11 protein-coding genes are annotated in these 12669 nt (G+C 71.7%); 8 read left to right on the forward strand and 3 right to left on the reverse strand.

Annotated features, from left to right (window positions below; translation table 11 throughout):
• Positions 1 to 49: 49 nt before the first annotated feature.
• Positions 50 to 3427, forward strand: coding sequence for a UvrD-helicase domain-containing protein (locus tag ACTWQI_RS16770; RefSeq protein WP_443271219.1), 3378 nt, complete (start codon positions 50 to 52; stop codon positions 3425 to 3427).
• A gap of 189 nt (positions 3428 to 3616) precedes the next feature.
• A complete protein-coding gene (nudC, locus tag ACTWQI_RS16775) occupies positions 3617 to 4558 on the forward strand; it encodes an NAD(+) diphosphatase (RefSeq protein WP_443271220.1) in 942 nt (313 codons plus the stop codon).
• A 153-nt stretch (positions 4559 to 4711) separates the two neighbouring features.
• Here nudC and ACTWQI_RS16780 read toward each other — a convergent pair whose 3' ends face one another.
• Positions 4712 to 4954: a mycoredoxin gene (locus ACTWQI_RS16780; protein WP_443271350.1), complete on the reverse strand. Its 243-nt coding sequence runs from the start codon at positions 4952 to 4954 to the stop codon at positions 4712 to 4714.
• Positions 4955 to 5218: 264 nt separating this feature from the next.
• On the opposite strand from ACTWQI_RS16780, the gene ACTWQI_RS16785 reads away from it, so the two are divergent.
• The 5 genes from ACTWQI_RS16785 to ACTWQI_RS16805 all read left to right on the forward strand — a co-directional run bounded on the left by ACTWQI_RS16785 (position 5219) and on the right by ACTWQI_RS16805 (position 9186).
• The gene (locus ACTWQI_RS16785; protein WP_443271221.1) at positions 5219 to 7465 is read left to right on the forward strand and encodes an ATP-dependent DNA helicase UvrD2; all 2247 of its coding nucleotides are present in this window, start codon (positions 5219 to 5221) and stop codon (positions 7463 to 7465) included.
• Between the two features lie 238 nt (positions 7466 to 7703).
• Positions 7704 to 8027: a hypothetical protein gene (locus tag ACTWQI_RS16790; protein WP_443271223.1), complete on the forward strand. Its 324-nt coding sequence runs from the start codon at positions 7704 to 7706 to the stop codon at positions 8025 to 8027.
• 168 nt (positions 8028 to 8195) lie between these two features.
• Positions 8196 to 8549 (forward strand): WhiB family transcriptional regulator, encoded by a 354-nt coding sequence (locus ACTWQI_RS16795; protein WP_443271352.1) that lies wholly within the window; start codon positions 8196 to 8198, stop codon positions 8547 to 8549.
• Positions 8546 to 8869, forward strand: a complete 324-nt coding sequence (locus ACTWQI_RS16800; protein WP_443271224.1) for a hypothetical protein — start codon at positions 8546 to 8548, stop codon at positions 8867 to 8869. The genes ACTWQI_RS16795 and ACTWQI_RS16800 overlap by 4 nt, the downstream gene beginning before the upstream one ends.
• Positions 8870 to 8976: 107 nt before the next feature.
• Positions 8977 to 9186, forward strand: a complete 210-nt coding sequence (locus ACTWQI_RS16805; protein ID WP_443271226.1) for a hypothetical protein — start codon at positions 8977 to 8979, stop codon at positions 9184 to 9186.
• A 19-nt stretch (positions 9187 to 9205) separates the two neighbouring features.
• On the opposite strand, the gene ACTWQI_RS16810 is transcribed toward ACTWQI_RS16805, so the two are convergent.
• Positions 9206 to 10591, reverse strand: a complete 1386-nt coding sequence (locus ACTWQI_RS16810; protein ID WP_443271228.1) for an ABC1 kinase family protein — start codon at positions 10589 to 10591, stop codon at positions 9206 to 9208.
• 65 nt (positions 10592 to 10656) lie between these two features.
• On the reverse strand, positions 10657 to 11853 hold the full coding sequence (locus tag ACTWQI_RS16815) for a ThiF family adenylyltransferase (RefSeq protein WP_443271229.1): 1197 nt from the start codon (positions 11851 to 11853) through the stop codon (positions 10657 to 10659).
• A gap of 189 nt (positions 11854 to 12042) precedes the next feature.
• On the opposite strand from ACTWQI_RS16815, the gene ACTWQI_RS16820 reads away from it, so the two are divergent.
• Positions 12043 to 12639 (forward strand): M48 metallopeptidase family protein, encoded by a 597-nt coding sequence (locus tag ACTWQI_RS16820; protein WP_443271231.1) that lies wholly within the window; start codon positions 12043 to 12045, stop codon positions 12637 to 12639.
• Positions 12640 to 12669 lie beyond the last annotated feature (30 nt).

The following is a 12669-nucleotide window of genomic DNA, read 5'->3' on the forward strand; positions in this document are numbered from 1 at the left end:
ATGCACCCACCGGCCAGCACTGTCAGCGGCGGCCACTAGGCTCGCTCGGGTGCCGGCACGTATCACCAACCCCGAGGAGCTCAAAGAGATCCTCGGCATCCCCTTCACCCGGGAGCAGACGGCCTGCATCACCGCGCCGCTCGCTCCCCAGGTGATCGTGGCCGGGGCAGGTTCGGGGAAGACCACGGTGATGGCCGCCCGCGTCGTCTGGCTGGTCGGCACCAGTCAGGTCGCCCCCGAGCAGGTGCTCGGCCTGACCTTCACCAACAAGGCGGCGGGTGAGCTGTCCGAACGGGTCCGGAAGGCGTTGGTCACGGCGGGCGTCGTCGACCCCGATCTCCCCGCCGTGGACCCGGGGGAGTTGGTACGGGAGTCCGCACCGTCCGGCAGTCCGACGCCCGACCCGTCGGATGGCACGGTCGGCGAGCCCCGGATCTCCACGTATCACGCCTTCGCCGGCCGGCTCCTCACGGACCACGGCCTGCGCATGGGGCTCGAGCCCACCGCGCGGCTGCTCGCCGACGCCACCCGCTTCCAGCTCGCCGCGCGCGTGCTGCGCACCGCTCCGGGGCCCTATCCAGCACTCACCAAGTCGCTGCCCGGCCTCGTCGAGGACCTCCTCGCCCTCGACGCCGAGCTCTGCGAACACCTCGTCCCCGCCGAGCGGCTCAGGGCGTACGACACCGCGCTGCTGAGCCGTCTGGAGGGCGTGCAGCTCGGCAACGCCGACCTGCGCAAGGCCCCTGATGCGGCCCGCGCCCGGCTGGAACTGCTGGAGCTCGTCGGCGCTTACCGCGGCGAGAAGCAGCGCCGCGACCTGCTGGACTTCGGCGACCAGGTCGCGCTGTCGGCGACCCTGGCCCGTACGCACCCCGAGGTCGGGCGCAGCCTGCGCGAGCAGTACGCGGTGGTGCTCCTCGACGAGTACCAGGACACCTCGGTCGCCCAGCGACTGTTGCTGGCCGAGCTCTTCGGCGCCGGCACGGGCCACGCCGTCACCGCCGTCGGCGACCCCTGCCAGGCCATCTACGGCTGGCGCGGCGCCTCCGTCGCCAACCTGGACGACTTCCCCGAGCACTTCCCGCACTCTCCTGGCCGCCCCGCTCGGCGCTTCGCGCTCGGCGAGAACCGCCGCAGCGGCGGCCGCCTGCTCGAGCTCGCCAACCGGCTCGCGGCCCCGCTGCGGACCCGCCACGCGGGCGTGGAGCCGCTGCGTCCGGCCCCTGGTGCCGAGCACGACGGCATCGTGCGCTGTGCGCTGCTGCCCACCCACGCCGAGGAGTTGGCCTGGCTCGCCGATTCGATCGCGCACCTGGTCCGTACGGGCACCCCGCCCGGCGAGATCGCCGTGCTCTGCCGTACGGCCACGGACTTCGCGCGGATCCAGGGGGCGTTGGTGGAGCGGGACGTCCCGGTGGAGGTGGTCGGGCTGTCCGGACTGCTGCATCTGCCCGAGGTGGCCGACCTCGTCGCCGTGTGCGAGGTGCTGCAGGACCCGACGGCCAACGCCGCGCTCGTCCGGCTGCTGATCGGGCCGCGGTGGCGCATCGGGCCGCGCGACCTCGCCCTGCTCGGGCGCCGCGCCCGCACGCTGGTACGGCACGACGACCCCGTCGCGGACGATGGGGACCAGCGGCTCGCAGCGGCCGTCGCCGGTGTGGATCCGGCCGAAGTCGTCTCGCTGGCCGACGCGCTGGACACGTTCCTGATGGCGGACGGGCCGGACGAGGGGCTGCCGTTCTCGGCCGAGGCCCGGGTCCGCTTCGCCCGGCTGGCCGCCGAGCTGCGCGATCTGCGCCGCTCGCTCGCCGACCCCCTGATGGACGTGCTCCACCGGGTTCTGGCGACGACAGGCCTGGAGGTCGAACTCTCCGCCTCCCCGCACGCGCTGGCCGCCCGGCGCCGTGAGACGCTCGGCAACTTCCTGGACGTGGCGGCCGGTTTCGCCGCGCTCGACGGGGAGGCCACGCTGCTGGCCTTCCTCGGCTTCCTGCGTACGGCCGCACAGCACGAGAAGGGCCTGGACAACGCCCTGCCCGGGGGTGACAACACGGTCAAGGTGCTGACGGCGCACAAGTCCAAGGGGCTGGAGTGGGACGTCGTCGCCGTTCCCGGCCTGGTCGCCAAGCACTTCCCCAGTGAGCAGCCGCGCGAGTCCTGGACCTCCAGCGCCAAGGTGTTGCCGCACGCTCTGCGCGGTGACGCGGCGACCCTGCCGGACGTGGGGGAGTGGGACGGCGAGGGCATGACGGCCTTCAAGTCGGCGATGAAGGACCATCAGGCCACGGAGGAACTCCGCCTCGGCTATGTGACCTTCACCCGTCCCCGCTCGCTGCTGCTCGGCTCCGGGCACTGGTGGGGGCCCACCCAGAAGAAGCCGCGCGGACCGTCCGCCTTCCTGGAAGCGCTGCGTGAGCACTGCGAGCGCGGACATGGCGAGATCGAGGCCTGGGCGGAGGCGCCGCAGGAGGGTGAGGAGAACCCCTGCCTGCAGGAGGCCGCCGCCGATCAGGCCTGGCCGCTGCCTCTCGACCCCGGAGCCCTGGCCCTGCGTCGCCGGGCCGCGGAGACGGTGCTGTCCCACCTTGAGCGGGAGACGGCCGGGGACGGCCTGGCGGCTTCGGCGGACGCACCGGCGGCCGGGCTCCGCGCGGGTCCGGCGTCGGCCCCGGCTCCGGCTCCGGCTTCGGCAGAGTTCCCCGCCGACCCGCTCACGCCGGAGGAGGCACGGGCCGTCGCGTCCTGGGACAGAGACCTGGAGGCGCTGACCGCGGAGTTGCGGCGTGGCCGCGCCGGCGTCCGGGACGTGCCACTGCCGCCGTCCCTCAGCGCCTCCCAGCTGCTCCGGCTCGCCGCGGTCCCCGACGACTTCGCACGGGAGCTCGCCCGGCCCATGCCGCGCCCCCCACAGCCGGCCGCACGCCGGGGCACTCGCTTCCATGCGTGGGTCGAGTCCCGCTTCGAGGAGCTGCCGCTGCCGCTGCTCGAGCCGGACGAGTTGCCCGGCGGACTCGACGACGATGCCGCGCACGAGACGGCGGACATCACGGACGAGCGCGACCTGGCCGCGCTGAAGGAGGCGTTCGAGCGCACCCCCTACGCCCGCCGCACCCCGTACCGTGTCGAGGCGCCCTTCCAGCTGGCGCTGGCGGGGCGGGTGATCCGGGGCCGGATCGACGCGGTGTACCGCGAACCCGGGCCGGACGGCACAGACACCTTCGAGATCGTCGACTGGAAGACCGGCCGAGGCCGTTCCGCCGACCCGCTCCAGCTCGCGATCTACCGCCTGGCCTGGGCCGAGCAGTACGACCTCCCGCTGTCAGCCGTGGCGGCTGCCTTTCTGTACGTCCGCAGTGGCGAGATCGTGCGTCCACCGGACCTCCCGGACCGCGCGGCGCTGGAGCGCATCCTGCTCGGCGAGTCCTGACCACCTACGGCTGAGCACGTCCGGCCCCAGGGCTCTCATCGGCCGGTGGCTTCCGTGGCACGGACGCCGCCTCTGGGGCCTCGGCAGGGACAGCCCGTGCCCGGGTACTGAGGGCCCGTGCCCAGGCCCTCAGCGGCCCGGCCTGAAGGATCGGGAGACCCCCTTCGCCCGGCCGGTAGGCTCCCCCGCATGAGCACCACCCCGGACAGCGTCGTCACCTCGATCCCACTCACCGGCGCCAGCGGCATCGACCGCGCGGCACACCGCCGTCTCGACGAGGCCTGGCTCGCAGCCGCCTGGAGCCACCCTTCGACGCGCGTCTTCGTGGTCTCCGGTGGGCAGGTGTTGATCGACGACACCCCCGACGGCCGCACCGAGCTCGTCATGACACCCGCCTTCGAGGCGCCGCCGACCGAGACCCACCGCTACTTCCTGGGCACGGACGAGAACGGGGTGAGCTACTTCGCGCTGCAGAAGGGTGCCCTGCCGGGCCGGATCGACCAGTCGGCCCGGCCGGCCGGGCTGCGCGAGGCCGGGGCGCTGCTCCCGCAGCGCGACGCGGCCCTGATGGCGCACGCCGTCGCGCTGGAGAACTGGCAGCGGCTGCATCGCTTCTGCTCGCGCTGCGGCGAGCGCACGGTCGTCGCCGCCGCGGGTCACATCCGCCGCTGCCCGGCCTGTGGCGCCGAGCACTACCCCCGTACCGACCCTGCGGTGATCATGCTGGTGACGGACGAGGAGGACCGCGCCCTGCTCGGCCGCCAGGTCCACTGGCCCGTGGGGCGCTTCTCGACGCTGGCGGGCTTCGTCGAGCCCGGCGAGTCCATCGAGGAGGCGGTGGTGCGCGAGGTCTACGAGGAGGTGGGGGTGACGGTCGGTGACGTCGAGTACCTCGCCAGCCAGCCGTGGCCCTTCCCGTCGAGTCTGATGCTCGGCTTCACCGCGCGTGCCACGTCCTCGGAGATCCGCGTGGACGGCGAGGAGATCCACGAGGCGCGGTGGTTCTCGCGGGACGAGCTGAGCGCGGCCTTCGCATCGGGCGAGGTGCTGCCGCCGTCCGGCATCTCGATCGCGGCCCGGCTCGTCGAGTTCTGGTTCGGAAAGCCGCTGCCCGCGGGCGTTCCGCGCTGAGGCGGGCAGCGCGCGGCCAGCGGATCAGCAGGCGGAGCAGGTGCGGGCCCGGTCACCAGGCCGGTCAAGCCGGGCCCGGTCATCGGCCCGACCAGGCCGGGCCGATGATTCCGCGGTCGGCGGTTTCCGGAGCCTCGGTCCAGATCCGGCCGCTCAGACGCCCATCTTCTGCTTGACCTGAGCCAGGGACGGGTTGGGCAGCGCGGACCCATCCGGGAAGAGCACGGTCGGCACCAGCTGGTTGCCGTTGTTGACCTTCTCCACGAAGGCTGCCGACTCGGGGTCCTGCTCGATGTTGATCTCGGTGTACGCGATGCCCTCGCGGTCGAGCTGGCTCTTCAGCCGACGGCAGTAGCCGCACCAGGTGGTGCTGTACATCGTCACAGTTCCCTGTATCGGTCCCTGCATCGTCCTCGTGCTCCTCGGGGTGTGGTGCCGTCCTGTCGACGGAATCGATGGTGGAACGCGCAACCATGTCCCGCGCATTCCCGTACGCGTTCCCGTCCGGCACCATCCGGGCCTGGGCGGGTACGGGGCAGGGCCGCGGTCCGGGCTGACGGTGACAAGAGCCCGGCACGAAGCGCGAGATGAGTATGACCGGAAGACCACAGCTGTGGACAACCATCCCGGCAGTCTCGGCGGACCTGGCAGCATGGCGGGGTGACAGCAGCAGCCAACACCCCTCTCTTCCCGGCCGTTCCCGACTCGGCGGACGCGGTGCTCGACGGGCTCGACCCGGAGCAGCGCGAGGTCGCCACGGCCCTGCACGGTCCGGTGTGCGTGCTGGCGGGCGCGGGCACGGGCAAGACGCGCGCGATCACCCACCGGATCGCTTACGGCGTGCGGGCCGGAATGCTCCAGCCGGCCGCTGTGCTCGCCGTCACTTTCACCAGTCGCGCGGCGGGAGAGATGCGCGGCCGGCTGCGCCAGCTCGGCGCCGGCGGTGTCCAGGCACGCACGTTCCACTCGGCCGCCCTGCGGCAGCTCCAGTACTTCTGGCCGCGCGTGGTCGGCGGTGAGCTGCCGCGGCTCGTGGAACGCAAGGTCCAGCTGGTGGCCGAGGCCGCCGCCCGCTGCCGTATCCGCCTGGACCGCAACGAGTTGCGGGACGTCACCGGAGAGCTCGAATGGTCGAAGGTCACCCAGACCGTTCCCGAGGACTATCCGGCCCAGGTCGCCAAGGCCGGGCGTGAGGCCCCCCGGGATCCCGCGGAGATCGTCGGCATCTACCGCACGTACGAGCAGCTGAAGCGGGACCGCGGCGTCATCGACTTCGAGGACGTGCTGCTGCTGACGGTCGGCGTGCTCGAGGACCGGCCGGACATCGCCGATCAAGTACGCCGCCAGTACCAGCACTTCGTGGTGGACGAATACCAGGACGTCAGCCCACTGCAGCAGCGGCTGCTGGACCTGTGGTTGGGCGACCGGGACAGCCTGTGCGTGGTCGGCGACGCCAGCCAGACGATCTACTCCTTCACCGGCGCGACCCCCGACCATCTGCTGAACTTCCGTGCCCGGCATCCGAATGCCACGGTCGTCAAGCTCGTCCGCGACTACCGCTCCACCCCGCAGGTCGTCCATCTCGCCAACGGACTGCTGGGCCAGGCCCGGGGCCGGGCTGCCGAGCACCGTCTGGAGCTGGTCTCGCAGCGTGACCCCGGGCCCGAGCCCGGCTACACCGAGTTCGCCGATGAACCGGCGGAGGCCGAGGGCACCGCTCAGCGCATCCGAGAGCTGCTCGACGCGGGCGTCCCGGCCAGCGAGATCGCTGTGCTCTTCCGCGTCAACGCCCAGTCGGAGGTCTACGAACAGGCCCTCGCCGACCATGGCATCCCGTATCAGCTGCGCGGAGCGGAGCGGTTCTTCGAGCGCCCGGAGGTGCGCGAGGCGGGGGTCGCCCTGCGCGGTGCGGCCCGCGCGGGAGACAACGACGCCCTGCTCGAGGACGCGGTGGATCTGCCCGCCCAGGTGCGGGCCGTGCTCGCCGGGCTGGGCTGGACGACGGAACCTCCGGCCGGCTCCGGCGCCGTGCGGGACCGCTGGGAGTCCCTCGCCGCCCTGGTCCGGCTCGCCGAGCAGTACGCCGCGAGCCGCGCGGTGGCGGGCGCACCGGCTCCCACGCTGGCCGAACTCGTGGCGGAGCTCGACGAGCGGGCCCATGCCCAGCACGCGCCCACGGTGGAAGGGGTCACGCTCGCCTCACTGCACTCGGCGAAGGGCCTGGAATGGGACGCGGTGTTCCTGGTCGGTCTGACCGAGGGCACGGTGCCCATCACGTACGCCAAGACCGATGAGCAGGTCGAGGAGGAGCGTCGGCTGCTCTATGTCGGCGTCACCCGCGCGAGAGTGCACCTCGCGCTCTCCTGGGCCCTGTCCCGGACGCCCGGCGGCCGGGCCTCCCGCCGCCCCAGCCGGTTTCTGAGCGGGCTGCGGCCGGGTTCCGCCGCTCCCGGCGCCGGGGCAGCCGGTCCGGGGGGCAGGGGCGGCGTCGAGCGCGGCAACAGGAGGAAGCGCCGAGGGCCGGTCCAGTGCCGGGTGTGCGGGCGCACGCTGACCGACGCGGGCGAGATGAAACTGATGCGCTGTGAGGGCTGCCCCTCGGACCTCGACGAGGCCCTCTACGAGCGGCTGCGGGACTGGCGCATGGAGCAGGCCAAGGCGTTGGGCCAGCCGGCGTACTGCGTGTTCACCGACAAGACTCTGCTGGCGATCGCCGAGGCCGTACCGGCGAACGAGTACGAGCTCGCCGCGATTTCCGGAGTGGGTGGGCGCAAACTCGAGCGGTTCGGGGCTGATGTGCTCGCCCTCTGCGTAGGCGAGGAGCCCGTTCGGGAGGGCGCCGGCGACGACGGCGAAGGCGGTGAGGACGGTGGCGAAGACCGTGCTGACGGGGCCTTCGGCGACTGATACAAACTCGTCGAGAAAATAGTTTGCGCACGCCGTCGGATTCCCCATAGGTTCTCTTCCACGGGCAGGGCCTGTCCGTCGTTGGGCCGTAAAGGCCTGGCGAGAAGCCCCTTCGGGGGACGAGCCCACAGCCTTCCGGGAGGGAGGCAGGGCCTGACGGCCCGCAGGTTTTCATGCTGTACTGAACGAAGTTGGACTGGTCCACCAGTCCCCGAGACGCCGAGAGGAGGCGAGCCCAATGATCAGCATCAACAAACTGGCCGATCGCGAGGTCATCGCCTCCTGCCTGTCCGGCGTCTCCGTGCTGCGCTCCACCGGTCTGTCCGGTGCGGGCGAAGCCCGTCTCGTTGAGCGCGGCACCGTCGTGGTCAATGAGCGACCGACCCAGGCACCGGCGGCGGTAGCAGCGGCAGCGGCCTCGGCCTATGCCCTTGCGGCCAATGGTGCCGACCTCCAGCAGAAGTGGGCCGTTGGCGGCTTTGCCACCGGTACGACCTCTGCGGCCGAGCACCAGACGATGCGGGCCTTCCGCGGGCTCGAACCCTGGAGAGATCCAGCCTGATCGCGAGATCAGGTCGGCACCTTCCAGGGCCGCGGAACCCGAACCGGGATCCGCGGCCCTTTCCGTTGCTGACGACGCAGCGCCGGAAGGCCACCCGGTCCGACCGAAACCCCCGGCTCACCAGGCCGGGCCGAACAGACGAGGAAGACACCGATCGTGCCCAGCTCAGTGCACGCCCCGTCCGTAACGCACGACCCTGCGATCCCCCCGCCCGGCTCCTCGGAGGTCCCCTTGACTCAGCTGACCCAGCTCACCGTGCTCGATGACGAGATCGAGCGCCTCGGCGAGCTCGTCCCCTGCCGTAGTTACGACCCGGAGGTCTTCTTCGCCGAGTCGCCGGCGGATGTCGAGTACGCCAAGTCGCTCTGCCAGACCTGTCCGCTGCGTGAGGCCTGTCTCGCAGGTGCCAAGGACCGGCGCGAGCCGTGGGGTGTCTGGGGTGGCGAGCTCTTCGTCCAGGGTGTCGTCGTGCCGCGGAAGCGGCCGCGCGGCCGCCCGCGCAAGAACCCGGTCGTGGCATGACGACCACCGGAACGATCGACCGCCCAGATACGCACATCCCGCAGAAGCAGGTCCCGACGATGAAGCCATCCGCCTACGAGCCGTCCACCGGCGACGCACGCGCCCGCCACACCGCCGCGTACACCTCACCTCAGAACAGGAACCGAGAGATGCAACTCATCCCAGAAGCCTTGGCTCGAGCTCAAGTCGAAGCTCGACTGCAAGAGGCCGAATCCGAACGCAGGGCCATGCGCCTGACCGCGGCCCGGCGTATGCAGCGCCGCGCCGAGCGCGCCTCGCTGCGCGCCCGCCGCGCCCTGGCCATGGCCGTGATGCAGTAACCGCGCGACAGCGTGATGCGTTCCACAGTGCGGGGCCGGTTCACTGAACCGGCCCCGCTGTGTGTGGCTCGGCGGTGTGCGGCCGGACACGGAGTTATCGTCGACAGGTGGAACAGCCGACTCATCACCGCGCTCAGCAGGGTGCCGAGAACCAGACCGTGGTGTGCGCCCGCTGCGGAGCAACAACGGCAGGACCGATGCCGCCGGTGACCTGGACCTGCTCCGTGGAGAACGGCAGCCGGGTGCACATCTGCGACAACTGTGCCCGTGACAACATTCGCGCCATCGAAGGACGGCTCGACTCGTCCTGGTGGTGAGCCCGGACGGCGATCCGGTTCACGCGCCTGCCGCGGTGCCGCCCTCCTCGAGCCCGCCCTTCCCCTCATCCGGGTGGAAACCGGGCACCCAGGAGGTGAGCTCGTCGCGCAGCCGGACCGTCGCACCCAGCTGGCACAGCACCCCGATGGTGCTCAGCGTCACCCGGTGTATGAGGAGATAGGCCGGCGGGAGGTTGAGCTGCTTGCCCAACTGATACGCGGGTGACCGAGGATCGGCGATCCGTGCCGCCTGAGTGCGCATCCAGCCGCGGGTGAAGGTGAATCTCTCTGCCCTCGCGGGCTCGATGATCGGCAACAGATAGTCGAGCACCGCGTCCGGGTCCAGATCGACCGTCGGCTTGACGAAGCCCTCGGCGCACAGCATCTCGTACACCCCTTCGGCATCGCCGTCGAGCGTCATCCGCAGCGAGGTGCCGATGGTGGGCGGCAGGCCGTCCGGCAACCGGTCCACCGTGCCGAAGTCCAGCACGCCCAGCCGCCACGCGTCGGGCGGACCGTCCGGTGCGTCTCCGACCAGCAGCCGGAAGTTGCCAGGATGCGGGTCGGCGTGCAGCAGCCCCGTGCGGGCCGTGCCCGAGAACAGGAATCGTGCCAGCAACTGGCCCGCCCGGTCACGCTCCTCCTGGCCGCCGTGCGCTATCACCTCGGAGAGCGGCACCCCCTCCATCCACTCCGTGATCAGCACCTGGTCGCCCTGATGCACCACATCGGGCACGACCACATCCGGATCGTCCGCGAACTCCTCTGCGTGCGCCCGCTGGGCCTGGGCCTCCAGTGCGTAATCCAGCTCCTCCGACACCCGGTCGCGCAGCTCGGCTATCAGCGGTTTGATGTCCATTCCCGGGATCAAGGGCCCGAGGAGCCGGGCGAACCTCCCCAACTGAGCGAGGTCCGACAGCAGCGCCTCGCCCGCTCCGGGGTACTGGACCTTGACGGCCACCTCACGCCCGTCATGCCATACCGCGCGGTGGACCTGGCCGATCGAGGCTGCCGCCGCCGGCTTGTCCTCGAACTCGTCGAAGAGCTCTCGCCAGTTGCCGCCGATCCGCTCCCCGAGAACCGCGTGGACGGTCCGCGTGGGCATCGGCGGAGCCGCTTCCTGGAGCTTGGTCAGGGCGGCGCGATAGGGGCCGGCCACCTCCTCCGGCAGCGCGGACTCGAAGACGGACAGCGCCTGGCCGAACTTCATGGCACCGCCTTTGAGCTCTCCCAGCACTTTGAACAGCTGTTCGGCGGTGCGCTGTTGGAGCTCACGGCCGACGATCTCCGCCGACCGTCCGCCGATCCGCTTGCCGAGCCCCCAGGTGGCTCGACCGGCGAAGCTCAACGGCAGCGCGGCCAACTTGGCGGTACGCGTGACCGCCTTGCGGGGAAGATCCGACATTCGCCCCTCCAACTCCCTGCACTATCCCGGAGGCCTGCCCCCCGGGGCCACGCCGCAGACGGCGGTTATCGCGTCATTGTCCCGTGCGGCTCCTCGGCATTGCAGGGGGATTCCCCTCCAGAGGTCCGAGTGGCCCGGGACGCGCCGCATGCGCAGTTCGTATGCGGTGCGATATGTCGCTCCGACCAGGCCAGGTCCGGCAGCGCGAACTCGACCCGCGCCCCGGCGCTCGCAGGAAGCCGCCCATCGAGGAAGCTCAGCGCGTGGGCCGCGGCGAGTCCCGCCACCACCGTGGCCAGAGCGGTATCACACGCCATCACCCCGGAGCCGGCGCGCCCGGACCGCCACTGCGCGAGCATCCGGGGCCACGCCGGATCCCGTTCGGTCCTCTCCAGTGCGAGACAGCCGGCACAGGCCGAGCCGCCCGGGAGCACCAGCGGCCCCACCGCACCCGTGCCCTCGATCACCCCCGCAAAGAGATGCGGCGTCCCGGAGGCCATCAGTTCCTCCGCCGTGGAGGGATCGGGGGCGTAGGCGGCGAGGCCGTCGCGCGGCGCGAGCACCACGAGTGCGACCCCCGGCTCGCCCGACGCCTCTTGCTCCCTATGCCGCATCCGTCCGCCGGGCGCGGCAGCCCGTACCACTCGTCGGGCGGCCACGCTCCGCCGCTCGCCGATGGACTCGGGTGGCAAACCGGACGGTGCGATGTCCCATGGCTCGACGGATCCGCCGTCCATCACGTCGATCCGCCCGACTCCGGACGCGGACAGGGCGGCGGCGATGGCGGCACCGACCCGGCCCGTCCCCCGCACCTGCACCCGTATGGCCTTCCGCGCGGACATGCGCCGCGTCGCGCCGCCCGGCTCCGGATGCACCACGGACAGCGACGCCAGGTCCGGCCGCAACCGGTCCCACACCGCATCCCGGTCCGTCGTGGCAGGTGCGGCAGCGGAGTCAGGCGCGACGGCGGCCCTGCCACGACGGACCGGCGGTGCGCCGCCGACCGCCGTCGCGTCGTCCAGCAGACCGGCCGCGCCGAGCCGGTCGACCAGCTCGTCCGCCCGTCCGGCAGCCAGGCCCATCGCCTCGGCTTCCTTCCTCAGCAACGGCAGGCTGCGCGTGCCGTCGAGCAGGGTCATGAAAGTCGCCGTCGCCGTGTCCACCGGGCCCAGCGTCAGCGCATGCGCCCCCGCGACGCCGAACTGTACGGTCTGCCGGTCTCGCCAGGCGCGCCGCAGCGCAGGTTTGATCATCGGATGCATGTCTGCCCCCCGTCGATCCGTCGATCGATCCGACCGGGGTCCAGCATGCCCGGGCCGACGGATCGACGCCGGAGGTTGTGCACAGGCCGTGGACATTAATCATTCAAATGGTGGACACCGTGGAGCGCATCCACGGCGAACCGTACGAGGGACGGGACTTCCCTTGCCTCCAGCAGGTAACGTCGGGGCGTGTCAGCCGACCCACTGCAGCGCACAGGACGCGCGCCACGCAGCACCACGAGTCAGCCGAACCACGGTTCGGGGACGGGCGCGGTCGAGGTCCGCAGAAGCGCTCGTCGGCGCAGGACGGTGTCCGCGTACCGCGAGGGCGACCGCACCGTCGTCCTGATCCCGGCCCGCATGTCCGAATCCGAGGAGCAGCGCTGGGTGACCGTCATGCTCGACAAGCTCGCCGCGCAGGAGAGCAGGCGGATGCTGGGCGACCGCGAACTCGCCGAACGGGCCGAGCGGCTGTCCGCCCAGTACCTCGACGGCCGGGCGTGCCCCGCCACGGTCCGCTGGGTCACCAATCAGAACACCCGCTGGGGCTCTTGCACCCCCGCCGAGGGCAGTATTCGCCTGTCGCACCGCCTCCAGGGCATGCCGGAGTACGTCATCGACTACGTCCTCGTCCATGAGCTGGCGCATCTGCTGGTGCCCGGTCACGGTCCGCGCTTCTGGGAGCTGTTGAAGGCATATCCGCGCACGGAACGGGCTCGCGGCTATCTCGAAGGCGTCGTCGCCGCGGACCGGCTGCCCCATGTGCCCGCCACCCGGGACGCGTAGCCCGTACTGCGCCTGTATCAGCCGCGTACC

Origin of the sequence: Streptomyces sp. KR80, from assembly GCF_052245555.1 — a bacterium.
GTDB lineage: Bacteria > Actinomycetota > Actinomycetes > Streptomycetales > Streptomycetaceae > Streptomyces.

Bases quoted from the DNA above. Each gene is read 5' to 3' on its own strand.
- nudC (WP_443271220.1), top strand. From the start codon at position 3,617: ATGAGCACCACCCCGGACAGCGTCGTCACCTCGATCCCACTCACCGGC.
- ACTWQI_RS16790 (WP_443271223.1), top strand. From the start codon at position 7,704: ATGATCAGCATCAACAAACTGGCCGATCGCGAGGTCATCGCCTCCTGC.
- ACTWQI_RS16800 (WP_443271224.1), top strand. From the start codon at position 8,546: ATGACGACCACCGGAACGATCGACCGCCCAGATACGCACATCCCGCAG.
- ACTWQI_RS16810 (WP_443271228.1), bottom strand. From the start codon at position 10,591: ATGTCGGATCTTCCCCGCAAGGCGGTCACGCGTACCGCCAAGTTGGCC.
- ACTWQI_RS16815 (WP_443271229.1), bottom strand. From the start codon at position 11,853: ATGCATCCGATGATCAAACCTGCGCTGCGGCGCGCCTGGCGAGACCGG.